This window comes from Pseudomonas sp. PA15(2017) (assembly GCF_001945395.1).
In the GTDB taxonomy this organism is placed as follows: Bacteria; Pseudomonadota; Gammaproteobacteria; order Pseudomonadales; family Pseudomonadaceae; genus Aquipseudomonas.
Genome location: NZ_MSXV01000047.1, coordinates 1 through 15,136, shown reverse-complemented (window position 1 = coordinate 15,136; position 15,136 = coordinate 1). Strand labels below are relative to the sequence as shown.

The 15,136-nt window shown below is 62.4% G+C and carries 15 protein-coding genes; 7 read left to right on the top strand and 8 right to left on the bottom strand.

All coding sequences use genetic code 11. The annotated features are described in order from the left end of the window. Nucleotides 1-161: 161 nt before the first annotated feature. Together mqo and BVH03_RS15430 are read right to left on the bottom strand one after the other, a co-directional pair. Nucleotides 162-1,781 carry a malate dehydrogenase (quinone) gene (gene mqo / locus BVH03_RS15435; protein ID WP_075961995.1) on the bottom strand — a complete coding sequence of 540 codons (1,620 nt, stop codon included), beginning with the start codon at nt 1,779-1,781 and terminating at the stop codon, nt 162-164. Nucleotides 1,782-2,121: 340 nt separating this feature from the next. Then, nucleotides 2,122-2,523: a hypothetical protein gene (locus BVH03_RS15430; RefSeq protein WP_075961994.1), complete on the bottom strand. Its 402-nt coding sequence runs from the start codon at nt 2,521-2,523 to the stop codon at nt 2,122-2,124. A 277-nt stretch (nt 2,524-2,800) separates the two neighbouring features. On the opposite strand from BVH03_RS15430, the gene BVH03_RS15425 reads away from it, so the two are divergent. Continuing rightward, the gene (locus tag BVH03_RS15425) at nt 2,801-4,321 is read left to right on the top strand and encodes an aldehyde dehydrogenase family protein (protein ID WP_075961993.1); all 1,521 of its coding nucleotides are present in this window, start codon (nt 2,801-2,803) and stop codon (nt 4,319-4,321) included. Between the two features lie 44 nt (nt 4,322-4,365). On the opposite strand, the gene BVH03_RS15420 is transcribed toward BVH03_RS15425, so the two are convergent. Continuing rightward, nucleotides 4,366-5,331: a LysR family transcriptional regulator gene (locus tag BVH03_RS15420; protein WP_075961992.1), complete on the bottom strand. Its 966-nt coding sequence runs from the start codon at nt 5,329-5,331 to the stop codon at nt 4,366-4,368. A gap of 106 nt (nt 5,332-5,437) precedes the next feature. Here BVH03_RS15420 and BVH03_RS15415 point away from each other — a divergent pair, with 106 nt between their 5' ends. The 3 genes from BVH03_RS15415 (at nt 5,438) to queF (ending at nt 8,101) form a co-directional block, all read left to right on the top strand. Then, entirely contained in the window at nt 5,438-6,193 is a 756-nt protein-coding gene (locus BVH03_RS15415; RefSeq protein ID WP_075961991.1) for a sulfite exporter TauE/SafE family protein, read from the top strand. A gap of 320 nt (nt 6,194-6,513) precedes the next feature. Then, complete coding sequence (gene pyrF / locus BVH03_RS15410; protein WP_075961990.1) at nt 6,514-7,212, top strand: orotidine-5'-phosphate decarboxylase; 699 nt, start codon at nt 6,514-6,516, stop codon at nt 7,210-7,212. A gap of 61 nt (nt 7,213-7,273) precedes the next feature. Further along, entirely contained in the window at nt 7,274-8,101 is an 828-nt protein-coding gene (gene queF / locus BVH03_RS15405; protein ID WP_075961989.1) for an NADPH-dependent 7-cyano-7-deazaguanine reductase QueF, read from the top strand. 93 nt (nt 8,102-8,194) lie between these two features. On the opposite strand, the gene BVH03_RS15400 is transcribed toward queF, so the two are convergent. Then, complete coding sequence (locus tag BVH03_RS15400; RefSeq protein WP_073267804.1) at nt 8,195-8,461, bottom strand: DUF4404 family protein; 267 nt, start codon at nt 8,459-8,461, stop codon at nt 8,195-8,197. Nucleotides 8,462-8,747: 286 nt separating this feature from the next. Beyond that, entirely contained in the window at nt 8,748-9,422 is a 675-nt protein-coding gene (locus BVH03_RS15395) for a phosphatase (RefSeq protein ID WP_075961988.1), read from the bottom strand. Between the two features lie 241 nt (nt 9,423-9,663). Between BVH03_RS15395 and BVH03_RS15390 the strand changes: the two genes are divergently transcribed. After that, nucleotides 9,664-10,323, top strand: a complete 660-nt coding sequence (locus tag BVH03_RS15390) for a VacJ family lipoprotein (protein ID WP_371915365.1) — start codon at nt 9,664-9,666, stop codon at nt 10,321-10,323. Nucleotides 10,324-10,413: 90 nt separating this feature from the next. Here the strand turns inward: BVH03_RS15390 and BVH03_RS15385 are convergent, their stop codons facing one another. Then, on the bottom strand, nt 10,414-10,713 hold the full coding sequence (locus BVH03_RS15385) for a PilZ domain-containing protein (RefSeq protein WP_075961986.1): 300 nt from the start codon (nt 10,711-10,713) through the stop codon (nt 10,414-10,416). Between the two features lie 211 nt (nt 10,714-10,924). On the opposite strand from BVH03_RS15385, the gene rssB reads away from it, so the two are divergent. Beyond that, complete coding sequence (rssB, locus tag BVH03_RS15380; protein ID WP_075961985.1) at nt 10,925-12,109, top strand: two-component system response regulator RssB; 1,185 nt, start codon at nt 10,925-10,927, stop codon at nt 12,107-12,109. 8 nt (nt 12,110-12,117) lie between these two features. Next, the gene (gene rssC, locus BVH03_RS15375; RefSeq protein ID WP_074888670.1) at nt 12,118-12,603 is read left to right on the top strand and encodes an anti-sigma factor antagonist RssC; all 486 of its coding nucleotides are present in this window, start codon (nt 12,118-12,120) and stop codon (nt 12,601-12,603) included. Between the two features lie 59 nt (nt 12,604-12,662). Here the strand turns inward: rssC and tal are convergent, their stop codons facing one another. Together tal and dusA are read right to left on the bottom strand one after the other, a co-directional pair. Further along, a complete protein-coding gene (tal, locus tag BVH03_RS15370) occupies nt 12,663-13,589 on the bottom strand; it encodes a transaldolase (protein WP_075961984.1) in 927 nt (308 codons plus the stop codon). Nucleotides 13,590-13,680: 91 nt separating this feature from the next. Then, nucleotides 13,681-14,685, bottom strand: coding sequence for a tRNA dihydrouridine(20/20a) synthase DusA (gene dusA, locus BVH03_RS15365; RefSeq protein WP_075961983.1), 1,005 nt, complete (start codon nt 14,683-14,685; stop codon nt 13,681-13,683). Between the last annotated feature and the right edge of the window lie 451 nt (nt 14,686-15,136).

The window sequence follows — 15,136 nt, the reverse complement described above, 5'->3', positions numbered from 1 at the left end:
CTTTGCCCGCGACCTTCGCCCTGGATATAACCCATAAACGACAATGCCCCTATCAACCGATAGAGGCATTGTCTTCAACTCACCCTCGGACTGCTAGGTTTTCACACAGTCTGTTGCGGGCCGTTTTTCGTTACAACGTGGCGCCTTGCGTGGGATAAGCCTTACAGCGCTTCGGCTGGGGCCTCGGCCTGGGCTGCTTCTTCGGCTTGCGGCTGCTCGGGCTTGATCTCCACGAAGTTCAGCTGCAGACGTTCGCTGGTCCAGGCGCGGGTCTTGTTGGTCAGATCCAGATCGTTGTTCAGGGTCTGGCCGTAGGAGGGAATGATCTCCTTCAGCTTGGCCTGCCACTCAGGAGTCTTGATCTTGTCCTTGAAGGTACGCTCCATCAGGTGAAGCATGATCGGCGCGGCGGTGGATGCGCCAGGCGAGGCGCCCAGCAGGGCGGCGATGGAGCCGTCTTCGGAGCTGACCACTTCGGTGCCGAACTGCAGGATGCCGCCTTTCTCCGGGTCTTTCTTGATGATCTGCACGCGCTGGCCGGCCTGGATCAGTTCCCAATCCTTGTCCTGCGCTTGCGGGAAATAATCGCGCAGCGAGTGCATGCGGTCTTCCTGGCTGAGCATCAGCTGACCGATCAGGTAGGTGCTGAGGGAGAAGTTGTCGACGCCCGCATTGAACATCGGCGAAATGTTGTGGGTGGTGATGGTGCCGAACATGTCCAGCAGCGAACCGTTTTTCAGGAACTTGGTGGAGAAGGTGGCGAACGGCCCGAACAGGATAACTTTCTCGCCATCGATAACGCGGGTGTCCAGGTGTGGAACCGACATGGGCGGCGAACCTACCGATGCCAGACCGTAGACCTTGGCCTGATGCCTGGCGGCGATTTCCGGGTTACGGGTGACCAGGAACGAGCCACCAACCGGGAAACCTGCGTAACCTTCCGCTTCCGGAATGCCGGATTTCTGCAGCAACTTCAGCGCGCCACCACCGGCGCCGATGAACACGAACTTGGCATTGACGGTGCTCAGCTTGTCACCATTGGCCAGGTCGGCCATGGTCACGTTCCAGGTGCCGTCGTCGGCGCGCGTGATGTCGCGCACTTCCTGCTGCACGTGAACATTGAACACGTCTTTCTTCTGCGACAGGTTGTTCAGCAACTGGTTGGTGATTTCACCAAAGTTGACGTCGGTGCCTGTCTGTACGCGGGTTGCGGCGATCTTCTGGCCCGGCTCGCGGCCTTCCATGACCAGGGGAATCCACTCTTCGATCTGCGCAGGGTCGTCGGAGAACTCCATGTTGCGGAACAGCGAGCTGTGCTGCAGCGCGTCATAGCGCTTCTTCAGGAACTCGGTGTTCTTGTCGCCCCATACGAAACTCATGTGCGAAACGTCGTTGATGAAGGACTTCGGGTTCTTCAGAACGCCTTGCTCGACCTGATAGGCCCAGAACTGCTTGGAGATTTCGAACGACTCGTTGATCGCCACGGCCTTGCTGATATCGATGGTGCCGTCGGCCTTTTCCGGGGTGTAGTTCAGCTCAGCGAGCGCCGAGTGACCGGTGCCGGCATTGTTCCAGGCGTTGGAGCTCTCGTTGGCGACTTGCGGCAGACGCTCGTACAGGTCGATTTTCCAGGTCGGCTCCAGTTCGTTGAGGTAGGTGCCGAGGCTCGCACTCATGATGCCCCCGCCGATCAGCAGGACGTCCACGGATTTTTCCGGTTCGGGTTGCTTGGCGCAGCCGAGCGCGCTCAAGCACAGTAGGGACAGCAGGAGTTTCTTCATTAGACAGACCATTCCAGTGATGTGATTGCATGACCGCAAGACCGACGTTCATGCCGCTCCGGGTGGTGGAGCGGCAGCGCCTGTTGCATGCGATCAGGTTTCGTTCTGCGAAACCGGCCAGTCCCGGTGATTTTTTGAAACGCCGGGCATTTACCTTCAAGTGCGCGCTTTCGCCGCAGGCTGCCCGAAAGGCAATATCCATGCCGGGAGTGTCGCCCATCACTGAATCAGACTGAACGAGTGATCTGTATCAATTCTACCATTACGTTTTTGTGACGCAGGTGGCGGAATTTCGCCGCCCACTCGCCGCGAAACGCCTCATGGGTGGCGGATTCTCGCCTTAGTTGCTTATCGCAGCGCCGCCACTGCCAGGTGTAGCCGGTGCAGAGGAATTGCCGGACGAGCCTGTCGCTGGGTTGGCGCCGCCCTGAGCGCCGGCACCCGGCGTGGTGGTGGAGGGTTGACGTTGCATATTCTGGCCCGCTGGCTGCTGGCCGGTCTGATCCCTGGCAGGGGAGTTGAGCGTGCTGCGGGGTGACTGCTGCTCAGGCTGCTGCTGCTGAGAATCCGTTGCCTGGCCCGTGTCGCTCTCGCTGGCCGGCGGCGCGCCGGTACGATCGCGAACCATCTCGTCGCCGATCCTGTCGCGTTGCTGTTGCAAGGTTAGCCCGTCGTCATCGGCTTGTACCCCAGCGCTGAACAAGGCGGCGAGCAGCAGCGCCGGTCCGGTGATTTTGTTCATGTCCGTCTCCTGATGATTGCCTGTGATCAGGTGACTCTCCGCACGCCGCCAATGTTCAGGGAATCAGGTGGGTGGTGAGCGCCCCCAGCGCGTCAAGTGGACAGGGGCGAAAGTCCGGGAAGGCGGCTACCCTGATAGCAGCTCGGCGCCCCCAGGCTCTGCCACGCCGGTTTACGGCGATTCGGTGGCAGGCGGCAGGTTGCTGGCAGTCGGAATCGAACCCCGGCCTGTCTCTGGCCTCAGAAGTCAGGCCCCCACAATTAAAGAGGTCGCTCACATGATCTATGCCAAACCTGGTACCGCAGGCGCCGTCGTCACCCTCAAACCGCGCTACGGCAACTACATCGGCGGCGAGTTCGTCGCGCCGGTGGGCGGTCAGTACTTCACCAATACCAGCCCGGTGGATGCCTCGGCCATTGGCGAATTCCCGCGCTCGGACGCCAAGGACATCGACAAGGCCCTGGACGCCGCCCACGCTGCCGCCGATGCCTGGGGCAAGACCTCCGTGCAGGACCGCGCGCTGGTGCTGCTGAAGATCGCCGACCGCATCGAAGCCAACCTCGAGCTGCTGGCCGTGGCCGAAACCTGGGACAACGGCAAGGCCGTGCGCGAAACCCTGAACGCCGACGTGCCCTTGGCCGCCGATCACTTCCGCTACTTCGCCGGCTGCATCCGTGCCCAGGAAGGCACCTCGGCGGAGATCAACGAGCACACCGCTTCCTACCACTTCCATGAGCCGCTGGGCGTGGTCGGGCAGATCATCCCCTGGAACTTCCCGCTGCTGATGGCCGCCTGGAAGCTGGCGCCGGCCCTGGCGGCGGGTAACTGCGTGGTATTGAAACCCGCCGAGCAGACGCCGCTGTCGATCACCCTGCTCGCCGAGATCATCGGTGACCTGCTGCCGGCGGGCGTGCTCAATATCGTCCAGGGCTTTGGCCGTGAAGCCGGCGAAGCCCTGGCCACCAGTACGCGCATCGCCAAGATCGCCTTTACCGGCTCCACCCCGGTGGGCTCGCACATCATGAAATGCGCCGCCGCCAACATCATTCCCAGCACCGTGGAGCTGGGCGGCAAGAGCCCGAACGTATTCTTCGAGGACATCATGCAGGCCGAGCCGGCGTTCATCGAGAAGGCGGCCGAGGGCCTGGTGCTGGCATTCTTCAACCAGGGCGAAGTGTGCACCTGCCCGTCGCGGGCGCTGGTGCAGGAGTCGATCTTCGAGCCGTTCATGAACGAGGTGATGAAGAAGATCAAGTCGATCAAGCGCGGCAACCCGCTGGACACCGACACCATGGTCGGCGCCCAGGCCTCGCAGCAGCAGTACGACAAGATCCTCTCCTACCTGGAAATCGCCCAGCAGGAAGGCGCCGAGCTGCTCACCGGCGGCGCGACCGAGCAGTTGGAGGGTGACCTGGCGGGCGGTTATTACATCCAGCCGACGCTGCTCAAGGGCACCAACAAGATGCGCGTGTTCCAGGAAGAAATCTTCGGCCCGGTGGTGGGCGTGACCACCTTCAAGGACGAAGCCGAAGCCCTGGCCATCGCCAATGACACCGAGTTCGGCCTGGGCGCCGGCGTGTGGACGCGCGACATCAACCGCGCCTACCGCATGGGCCGCGGCATCAAGGCCGGCCGCGTGTGGACCAACTGCTACCACCTGTACCCGGCGCACGCGGCCTTTGGCGGCTACAAAAAGTCCGGGGTCGGGCGCGAAACCCACAGGATGATGCTCGACCACTATCAGCAGACCAAGAACCTGCTGATCAGCTACGACATCAATCCGCTGGGCTTTTTCTAAAGCGTTCAGGCGTTACGAAAAACGCGGCCTCGGCCGCGTTTCTTTTAGTTACCGGCGCCGCGTTGCAAGGCGCTTTGCAGCGGCAGGTCCCAGGGCGGGGTCGGGCCAAAGCGGTTTTTCAGGAACTCCAGCAGCAGCCGGCTGCGTGAGTCGGTATCGCGCTGCAAGCGCAACGCATAAATGCCACTGGGCTCAGGCGCCGGTAGGCCGTTGTCGCAGAACAGTGCCACCAGCTCGCCGCGCACCAGGTACTCGCTGACCAGCCAGGTCGGCAGATGCGCCACGCCCAGGCCAGCGAGCACGCTGAAGACCAGTGTCTCGGCATTGTTGGCCGTCATGCGCAGGCGGCGAGGGCGGTACATGGCCAATTTGCCGCCGTTCTCGAAACGCCAGGCATAAGCAGGTGCCAGGCCATCCCAGTCCAAGCCATCGTGATCCAGCAGCTCTGCGGGCGTGCGTGGCACACCCCGGCGCTCCAGGTACGCCGGGCTGGCGCATACCACGCGCACCATCGACGAGAGTGGCGTTGCCACCAGACGGGTATCGGCCAGGGGGCCGATGCGCAGCACCAGATCCACCTCTCCCAGGTGCGCGCCATGCAGGTCGATGAAGCTGTCGATCAGCCGCAGTTGCACGTCCAGACCAGGGTAGGCGGTGAGAAAGTCGGCAATTGCCGGCGCCAGGTGTCGACGGCCAAACGGCGCTGGGGAGTCGATGCGAATCAGCCCCTCCGGCGCGCTGCTCAGCGATACGGCCTCGGCACGCGCCAGGTGCAGTTCGGCGAGAATCCGCCGGGCGCGTTCGGCGAATGCCAAGCCGGCTGGCGTTGCCCGCACCGCATGGGTGCTACGGCTGAACAGGCTGCAATCGAGGGAGCGTTCCAGCGCGTCGATGCGTCTTGACACTGCCGACGGCGTCAGCGGATGCAGGCGGGCCGCAGCGGAAAAGCTGCCGCTTTCGAGGACATCGAGAAACAGGCTGAGCTGGTCAGTCAAGACATCAGGATTCACGCGGGTCTCCTTGTGCGTATTTCGCACAGCCATTATGCCGGGCTATGCGTTACCCATCCAGCCGCCGATGGGTAGCATGCGCTTACCTGTTTGAACGAGATGAATCATGGATCTGCTCGCATTCGCCCTGAATATCCTGCTCGGCTTGGCTCTCGGTACCCTTGGCGGGCTGTTCGGGATTGGCGGCGGCCTGATCGCGATTCCGGCACTGGGCGTGTTGTTCGGTTTGGATCAGCAGCTTGCCCAGGGCACCGCGCTGGTCATGGTGGTGCCCAACGTGCTGCTGGCGCTATGGCGCTATCACCAGCGTAATCGCATCGACCTGCGCCATGCTCTGGCCCTGGCATTGAGCAGTTTCGGGTTTGCGCTGTTCGGGGCGAGTTGGGCGGTCAATCTCGATCCCGAGTCGATGCGCCTGGCGTTCGTCGGTTTTCTTGTCGCACTGGCGTTCTACAACCTGCTACGCATGTTCATGCGCCCGCCTGCGGCGTCGGGCCAGTTGCGCCGCCCATGGCCCTGGTTGACCGTACTGGGAAGCGGATCAGGCCTGCTGGGCGGGCTTTTCGGTGTCGGTGGCGCGGTGATCGCCACGCCGATTCTGACCAGCGTGTTCGGTACTTCTCAGGTAGTGGCCCAAGGCCTGTCGCTGGCGCTGGCGGCGCCCAGCACCGGGGTAACGCTGGCTACCTATGCCCTGCATGACCATGTGCAATGGGCCCTGGCCATTCCGCTGGCGCTCGGCGGGCTGCTCAGCATCAGCTGGGGTGTGCGCTTGGCTCACGCCTTGCCCGAGCGCATCCTGCGCGTGCTGTTCACGGCCTTCCTGCTGATCTGCGCGCTGATGCTAGGGCTGAAGGTCTGAGAGCTGTTCATAATCTCTAGGCCCAGGCTCGCCGATTTTGGCCGATAAGTGGCAAGAGCGCGAATTGGTGCAATGCCTGTGGGAGCGGGCGAGGAGCCCAGTCCATGCCCGCGATTTTTCGCGCGCATGGCGCGCTCCCACGGTAGATCGGTGAACGGCCTTGTAGTTGCCGTTTCAAGCAGATAAAGATCGCGAACAGGTTCTGATGCGTCGCGCGCATTCCGACGGGCCTGCACGCCACGCTGGCTTGCCTACCGCCAATCGCCGTGGCATTGCGCTACAATGCGCGCCGAATTTGGCCCGCTCGAGAGTTGTCCCCCATGTCCGTTTGTCAGACACCCATCATCGTCGCCCTGGATTTCCCGACCCGTGAGGCGGCACTTGCTCTGGCCGATCAGCTCGATCCGAAATTGTGCCGGGTGAAGGTGGGCAAGGAGCTGTTCACCAGCTGTGCGTCGGATATCGTCGCCACCTTGCGCGAGCGCGGCTTCGAGGTGTTTCTCGACCTCAAATTCCACGACATCCCCAATACCACCGCCATGGCCGTCAAGGCCGCTGCGGAAATGGGCGTGTGGATGGTCAACGTGCATTGCTCCGGTGGCTTGCGCATGATGAGCGCCTGTCGCGAGGTGCTGGACGCCTTCAACGGCCCGGTGCCGCTGTTGATCGGCGTGACTGTGCTGACCAGCATGGAGCGCGAGGACCTGGCCGGCATCGGCCTGGACATCGAGCCCCAGGAGCAGGTGCTGCGCCTCGCGGCGCTGGCTCAGAAAGCCGGCATGGACGGTCTGGTCTGCTCGGCGCTCGAAGCGCCTGCGCTCAAGGCGGCGCAGCCCGCGTTGCAACTGGTGACGCCAGGCATTCGCCCAGCCGGCAGTGCCCAGGACGATCAGCGCCGTATTCTCACCCCGCGCCAGGCCCTGGACGCCGGCTCCGACTACCTGGTGATCGGCCGTCCGATCAGCCAGGCCACGGATCCGGCCGCCGCCCTGGCCAAGCTGGTCGCCGAGCTGGGTTGATCAGCCCTTCATTTTCGTGCGGCGCTCGCTGCCGCACCCGTTGCATTGCAGGTAACGTCTCATGAACTCCGTGGAACATTCGCCGCTGGGCAAGAGCAGCGAGTACATCGCCACTTACTCGCCCGAATTGCTGTTTCCTATTCCCCGCGCCACCAAGTGGGCCGAGCTAGGCTTGAGCGCCGATACGCTGCCATATCGCGGCGTGGACTACTGGAACTGCTTCGAGCTGTCCTGGTTGCTGCCTTCCGGCAAGCCGGTGGTGGCCATCGGTGAATTCTCGATTCCTGCCGATTCGCCGAATATCATCGAATCGAAGTCCTTCAAGCTGTACCTCAATTCGCTCAACCAGTCGGTGTTCGCCAACTCGGCAGAATTGGCCCGCGTATTGGAGAAGGATTTGTCTGCCACGGCCGGCAAGCCGGTGGCCGTGCAGATCCGCAGCCTCGACGAAGCCGCCCGAGAAGGCCTGATCGCGTTGCCGGGCACCTGCATCGATGACCTGGACGTCAGCATCAGTAATTACGCCGCCCCCCAACCGGAGCTGCTCGCGTGCGACCCGGCCCGTATCGTTGAACAGAGCCTGCATAGCCATCTGCTCAAATCCAACTGCCCGGTTACCGGCCAGCCGGACTGGGGCAGCGTGGTGGTCGAGTACCGCGGGGCGGCCCTGGAGCCGGCAAGTCTGCTGGCCTATCTGGTGAGCTTCCGCCAGCACGCGGACTTCCACGAGCAATGCGTGGAGCGCATCTTTCTGGATCTGCAAAAGCGCCTGCAGCCGGAGTACCTGACGGTCTACGCGCGCTATGTGCGCCGCGGCGGCCTGGATATCAACCCATACCGCACCACGCTCGATGAGGTACCGGCGAACCGGCGCCTGGTCCGTCAGTAAGCGTCCATCCGCCTCGCGCGCGCCTGCCCAGTCAAACGGGCGGGCATAAAAAAACCAGCCTCATGGCTGGTTCTTGATTTGCCGCGCCTGGGGTCAGATCCCCATGTTGGCCAAGGTCTGCATGATGTTGCGCAGGCTGCCGGCAAGCGTCGGATGGCTCACCTCGAAGCGCTCGACCGCCAGGTTGACGCCGTCGACCAGCGAAGCATCGGGCGTGGTCACCGGCTGCGCCGCCAGCTGCAGCTCGATGTCGCGGGCGATCAGCTCGAGCGATTCACGATCTTCTTCGTTTTCCGGCGGATGTTCGACCAGTTGCTTGCGCAGCTCTTCCAGTTGCTGCTGCAGATGGTTCGCAGGCATGGGGCTCTCCCTTTCTTGATAGGCAAGACAATTGACCGTACGACGCGACGAAAGGTCAGTACTTCTCGTTCAGCCCAGGGTCTGTTCCCGTTTCACGCACGGCCCACAGGGTTGCGCGGGAAATGACCTCCGCTGTCGTTGCAGGACTTGGCAAGGGAAGACGCGGACGGCTAGTCCATTCCCTGCGTCCTGCGCCTAACCGGAGGCCATTTCACGCGGCAACACGGCTCGCGTTGAAACGGGAACAGACCCTAGACCAGGCTTGCCCGGTCGGGACGGGCTGGCTTCAGGGTTTCTCGCCCTTGCCACGCCGAATCTGCAGGTGGTCGAGGCAGGCGGGCAGGTCGGTAAGCTGGTCGATAACCGAGTGAGCGCCGAGCCGATAGAGTGAAAGCGTCGCTTCGGCGCGCAGGCGTTCACGTTGCGGGCCGTCGAGTAGCTGCCAATCGGCCAGCGCGTGGCCTGCTAGTGAGCCGCAGGCGGCCAGGCCCACCGTCCACAATCCGGCATTCAAGCCAGCTTGCAAGAGGCGCGGCTCACCGCTGACCAATACGCAGCCTTCCAGGCGCTCGATCTGCAAGGCCGCCAGGGCTTGCCAGCAAGCATCCGGTGCGGGCCAGGTGCGCTGGGTGCAGGCCGGGGAGGCCGCCAGCCAGTCGGGCAGGCGACTGGCCAATTTTTCGGTCAGCGCCTCCGGTAGTTCGTCCAGCCAGGCACAGGGCACGTTCTGCTCATGCAGGCTGCGCAGGGTGCTCAGTGCTCCGGGAGTCGGTTCGGCGCAACCGTCCAGTTCCAGGTTGCTTGCAGGCTGGCGGGCCAGGCCACCGCCCTCGCGCACCAGCGCCAGGTGCCGCTGGCCGCTCAGGGATGCACTTCGTGCGCCATAATCCACCAAGCAGCCGGATAGGCCGAAGAGGATAGCCGTGAAGGAGGAGGCGGCGCAAAACGCTGGCTGGGACATGGGATGTCGTTCCCTGGCAATTATCGCGTCGACCTTGCCAAGCCAATGTGACGATGGTGTGACATCGTAGGATTTTTAAAAATGCGGCCATGAGATCCTGCAACCGGATGTCACGGTGCGCTGCCTATTGGCGGCAGACGGCTTTATACTACGTCGCCGCTGCCGGAGAAGCCGCGCTCATTAGTCTAGGAGAACAGCAATGCGCTTGATTGGACCCGATTGGATCGCGAGCCTCGGCCGGATGCTGGCCTGTGCCGGCCTGATAGGACTGCCACTGGCAAGCCAGGCGGCAACGGAAGACCCTTGGGAATCGTTCAACCGTCCCATCTTTCGCTTCAACGATACCGTCGACACCTATGCCCTCAAACCACTGGCCCAGGGCTACCGGGCCGTGACACCGCAGTTTTTAGAAACCGGCGTGCACAACGTGTTTCGCAACCTGTGGGAGGTCGGCAACCTGACCAACAACCTGTTGCAGGGCAAGGCCCATGACGCTGGCGTGGATACCAGCCGCCTGTTGCTCAACAGCACCATCGGTGTATTGGGTTTCTTCGACGTGGCCACCCGCATGGGGCTGCAGCGCAGTGACGAAGACTTTGGCCAGACCCTCGGCGTCTGGGGCGTGGGGAGCGGCCCGTACCTGGTGCTGCCGCTGCTGGGCCCCAGCTCGCTGCGCGATGCGCCGGCCAGGATTCCTGATCGCTTCCTGACCCCATATCCGCATATCGATCATGTGCCGACGCGCAACGTGCTGCGTGGCGTCAATGTAGTCGACACCCGCGCCAGCCTGCTGGACGCCGAGCGTATGATCAGTGGCGACAAGTACATCTTCATCCGCAATGCCTATCTGCAGAGCCGCGAGTTCCGCGTGCGCGATGGTGATGTGGAAGACGATTTCTAGAAATCGGCAGGAGCGGCTGCCTTAAGGCAGCTGGCCTGAAGGCCGGAGGCAGGCGTGATGGAGGCCGGCTCCATCACGTTACAGCGTATTTCAGTTCATCGACGTCACGGCAACGCCGAGAATTTGCCGGCCATCGCCGATGTCCGTCACGCGTACCACTTCAGCGTCGGTTTCCAGCCCCTTGAGCGAATCATGGGTGGACGGGATCAGCACGCTCACCTTGTCGCCCACCTTCGCCTGGCACTGCGCTTCGAGCTGCATGCCGGTGCTCGAAAGATCCCGGCACAGCGCAGGAACCGTCTGGCCTTCATGAGTCAGCGTTACCTGGGTCTCCAGGCGCATGCGAATGTAATCGCGCTTTTCCGAGTAATCACGATCATTCTGGCTCATCGGGCTATCCTCATTGAAGGTCGGGGCTGTGCTGCGATTCTTATAACCCTGGCCCATTTGAGGTGTAAAGCCGCTCAGCGGCCAACGGCGCCTGTTGAATCGCGCTGAGGATGGGAGTACCGTCTGCGCCTTGACGCGAACCGTGTACCCGCGCAGGTCGTTGGCTGCGTTTTACGCTAACCATCCCCGGCGCAGTTTGCCTGGACACCCCATGCACAAAACCAGTGCCACGTTGCTGCTGATCGATGACGACGAAGTCGTCCGCGCCAGCATTGCAGCCTACTTGGAAGACAGCGGCTTCAACATCCTGCTGGCCAGCAACGGCCTGCAAGGACTCGAAGTGTTCGAGCGCGAACGGCCTGACCTGGTCATTTGCGACCTGCGCATGCCACAGGTCGATGGTCTCGAACTGATCCGTCGTATCAATGCGCTGGAAGTCTCCGCGCCGATCATCGTGGTTTCCGGCGCCGGCGTGATGACCGATGTGGTCGAGGCGCTGCGCCTCGGCGCTGCCGATTACCTGATCAAACCCTTGGAAGACCTCGCCGTGCTCGAGCACTCGGTGCGTCGCGCGCTGGATCGCGTGCACCTGCGCCAGGAGAACGAGCGCTACCGCGAAAAGCTGGAAACCGCCAACCGCGAGCTGCAGGCCAGCCTGCATCTGCTGCAGGAGGACCAGAACGCCGGCCGCCAGGTGCAGATGAATATGCTGCCGGTCACGCCGTGGGAAGACGAAGGGCTGTCGTTCGCTCACCAGATCATCCCGTCGTTGTACCTGTCCGGTGACTTCGTCGATTACTTCCGGGTCGACGAGCGCCGTGTGGCGTTCTATCTGGCGGACGTTTCCGGCCATGGCGCCTCGTCGGCCTTCGTCACCGTGCTGCTCAAGTTCATGACCACGCGCCTGCTCTACGAGTCGCGGCGCAACGGCATGCTGCCCGAATTCAAACCGTCGGATGTGCTCAGCCACATCAACCGCGGCCTGATCAACTGCAAGCTGGGCAAACACGTGACCATGCTCGGTGGAGTGATCGATGAAGAATCCAATCGGCTGACTTACAGCATCGGCGGCCACTTGCCTCTGCCAGTGATGTACGCCGCTGGCCAAGCGTATTATCTGCAAGGCCGAGGCCTGCCGGTCGGCCTGTTCAAGGAGGCCGATTACCACAACCTGGAAATCGACCTTCCCGAATCATTCAGCCTGACGCTGTTGTCCGACGGCATCCTCGACTTGCTCGACGGCGACAGCCTGCAGGAAAAAGAAGCCTTGCTGCCCAAACTGGTCAGCGAGGCAGGTGGAACCCTGGACGGGTTGCGTAGCGTGTTTGGACTGGCCAATCTGGCGGAGATGCCGGATGATATCGCCTTGCTGGTGTTAAGCAGGAACCTTGCATGAATCCTGGGATAAGCCCCGGTAGAATCCAGTTTGCCGAGCAGGATGGCACCTTCGTCCTGAAGTTCATCGGCGAAGTGCGCCTGACCCTTTGTTCGGCGTTGGACTCCACGATCGAAAAGATTTTCACGGCGCTGAATTTTTCCGCCATCGTCATCGACCTGACGGAGACGCGCAGCATCGACAGCACCACGCTCGGGCTGCTGGCCAAGCTGTCGATTCTGTCGCGGCAGAAGGTCGGCCTGCTACCAACCGTGGTGACCACCCATGCCGACATCACCCGGCTGTTGCAATCGATGGGCTTCGATCAGGTGTTCAACATCATCGACCAGCCCTACGAGTGCCCAAACTGCCTGGCCGACCTGCCGTCGCAGGATCAGTCCGAAGACGTTGTGCGCGCCCATGTGCTTGAGGCGCACCGTATCCTGATGGGCCTGAACGAGTCTAACCGCGCGGCCTTCCATGATCTGGTGAGTGCGCTCGAACAGCATCCCTGAATCCCGGCCATGAAAAACGGGGCGCCGACACAGTCGACGCCCCGTTTTCGTTTTCAGGATTAGCGGTTGGCAGCGAGCAGCTTTTCCAGTTTTTCCTGGTCGCGAGCGAACCCGCGGATGCCTTCGGCGAGCTTTTCGGTGGCCATGGCGTCTTCGTTCATGTCCCAGCGGAACTGGCTCTCGCTGATCCGTGCTTCGCTCTGTCCCGATACTTCGGTATCGAGCTTGCGCTGCAGCGGGCCATTGTCGTCGGACAGCTGCTGCAGCAGCTCGGGGCTGATGGTCAGGCGATCGCAGCCAGCCAGTTGCTCGATCTGCCCGACATTGCGGAAGCTCGCGCCCATCACCACGGTCTTGTGGCCGCGGGCCTTGAAGTAGTCGTAAATGCGCGTCACGGACTGCACGCCAGGGTCTTCGCTGCCTACGTAGTCACGGCCTTCGGCCTTCTTGTACCAGTCGTAGATGCGGCCCACGAATGGCGAGATCAGGAACGCGCCGGCGTCGGCGCAGGCGCGCGCTTGGGCGAAGGAGAAGAGCAGGGTGAGGTTGGTCTGCACGCCGGACTTCTCCAGCTGCTCGGCGGCGCGAATGCCTTCCCAGGTCGAGGCGATCTTGATCAGGATACGCTCGCGGCTGACGCCAGCCTCTTCATACAGTTCGACCAGACGCTTGGCACGGCTCAGGGTCGTCTGGGTGTCGAAGGACAGTCGCGCATCCACTTCGGTGGAGATGCGCCCGGGGATCACCTGCAGGATCTCCCGTCCCACGGTCACGCCGAAACGGTCACTGGCCAGGTCGATATCGCCCTTGCTGGCAGCGACTGCCTGCTTGAACAGCTCGGCATAGCGGGGCAGCGCAGCGGCCTTGAGCAGCAGCGATGGGTTGGTGGTGGCATCCACCGGCTTGAGTCGGGCAATGGCGTCGATGTCACCGGTGTCGGCAACCACGGTGGTGAACTGCTTGAGTTGATCCAGCTTGGAGGTCATGGCACGGCCTTGTCGATTCGGGTGCCACGACCTTACCTGAGCCTCAGTTGGCGCTCAACTGGTGGCACGGCTGCTGATCTGCCGTGCTCGCTCAGCGGCCCTGCAGGATCTGCGCTGCCTGGTCAAAAATGGCCAGCGGCTGATCGCTCTTGTGGATGTCCGCCGAAAGCAACTGGCGGAAGCGACGCGCCCCTGCAAAGCCCTGGGCCAGGCCGAGCATGTGCCGCGTAACGTGGTGCATCAGGCCGCCACTTGCCATGTGCCGTTCGATGTAAGGGCGCATGGCGAGCATCGCGTCATGACGGGTGACCGGGGGACGCTCGCTGCCGAACAGTTGGCTGTCCACTTCCGCCAGCAGATACGGGTTGTGGTAGGCCTCGCGGCCCAGCATCACGCCGTCGAAGGTCTGCAGGTGTTGTTGGCAGGCTTCCAGGGTCTTGATGCCGCCGTTGAGCACCAGCTCAAGGTCCGGAAAGTCCTCCTTGAGCTTGGCGGCGATGTCGTAGCGCAGCGGTGGAATCTCGCGGTTCTCCTTGGGCGACAGGCCCGAGAGGATAGCGATGCGCGCATGCACGGTGAAGCTGCGACAGCCGGCATCGCGAACCTGGCTGACGAAGTCGCAGAGCTGCTCGTAGCTGTCGCGCCCATCGATGCCGATGCGGTGCTTGACGGTCACGGGAATGCTCACCGCATCACGCATGGCCTTCACGCAATCGGCCACCAGCGATGGATGACCCATCAGGCAGGCACCGATCATGTTGTTCTGCACCCGATCGCTGGGGCAGCCGACATTGAGGTTCACCTCGTCGTAACCCGCCTGCTCGGCAAGGCGTGCGCAGGCTGCCAGATCGGCCGGGTTGCTGCCGCCCAGCTGCAGCGCCACGGGGTGCTCGCTCTGGTCGTAGTGCAGAAAGCGCGTGGTATCGCCATGCAGCAGCGCCCCGGTAGTGACCATCTCCGTATACAGCAGCGCGTGCTGCGACAGCTGGCGCAGAAAGTAGCGGCAATGGTGATCGGTCCAATCCATCATCGGCGCTACCGAGAAGCGTCGAGAGGGCTCAGGCCGCGTGGTTGTTGGCTTGGATGGCTCTATCATGCGGTCTCCGGAGGTGCATTTTGCCAACGTATTTCTGCGGGTTTACGGGTATTTCCAAGCTGTGGCGGTACGGCGTACCACTTGAGAGCCTGTTTGTACCACCGCTGAAAGGATGTACCACCTTGGCAACGATCAGAGGGCGCAGGCACGCTGAGTTACACCGCTCAGATACGAATCAAAAAAGAATGGGGCGCAAGTCTACACGGAGAGCCAGACCTTCGCCTGCAAGATGGCCGCGCTGGCTTGAACCAGACGGCTGGAGACCGAGCCTGGTGCGTACCGCGGATTTGTGCCGTGGCGAGGTGGCACCGCTGAGTTGGGTTCTACCCCGTTAGCACGGACACTTTCAAGTAAGCTCACACCGAGCTGAAGGAGTGTTCATGAAGCGCAAGAAATACAGTCCTGAATTCAAGCGGGAAGCCATCGAGTTGGTTCGTCGTTCAGGGGCGAG

Bases quoted from the DNA above. Each gene is read 5' to 3' on its own strand.
- mqo (WP_075961995.1), bottom strand. From the start codon at position 1,781: ATGAAGAAACTCCTGCTGTCCCTACTGTGCTTGAGCGCGCTCGGCTGC.
- queF (WP_075961989.1), top strand. From the start codon at position 7,274: ATGAACTCCGTGGAACATTCGCCGCTGGGCAAGAGCAGCGAGTACATC.
- BVH03_RS15395 (WP_075961988.1), bottom strand. From the start codon at position 9,422: ATGTCCCAGCCAGCGTTTTGCGCCGCCTCCTCCTTCACGGCTATCCTC.
- BVH03_RS15400 (WP_073267804.1), bottom strand. From the start codon at position 8,461: ATGCCTGCGAACCATCTGCAGCAGCAACTGGAAGAGCTGCGCAAGCAA.
- BVH03_RS15385 (WP_075961986.1), bottom strand. From the start codon at position 10,713: ATGAGCCAGAATGATCGTGATTACTCGGAAAAGCGCGATTACATTCGC.
- BVH03_RS15415 (WP_075961991.1), top strand. From the start codon at position 5,438: ATGGATCTGCTCGCATTCGCCCTGAATATCCTGCTCGGCTTGGCTCTC.
- dusA (WP_075961983.1), bottom strand. From the start codon at position 14,685: ATGATAGAGCCATCCAAGCCAACAACCACGCGGCCTGAGCCCTCTCGA.
- BVH03_RS15430 (WP_075961994.1), bottom strand. From the start codon at position 2,523: ATGAACAAAATCACCGGACCGGCGCTGCTGCTCGCCGCCTTGTTCAGC.
- tal (WP_075961984.1), bottom strand. From the start codon at position 13,589: ATGACCTCCAAGCTGGATCAACTCAAGCAGTTCACCACCGTGGTTGCC.
- BVH03_RS15390 (WP_371915365.1), top strand. From the start codon at position 9,664: ATGCTGGCCTGTGCCGGCCTGATAGGACTGCCACTGGCAAGCCAGGCG.
- rssB (WP_075961985.1), top strand. From the start codon at position 10,925: ATGCACAAAACCAGTGCCACGTTGCTGCTGATCGATGACGACGAAGTC.
- BVH03_RS15425 (WP_075961993.1), top strand. From the start codon at position 2,801: ATGATCTATGCCAAACCTGGTACCGCAGGCGCCGTCGTCACCCTCAAA.
- pyrF (WP_075961990.1), top strand. From the start codon at position 6,514: ATGTCCGTTTGTCAGACACCCATCATCGTCGCCCTGGATTTCCCGACC.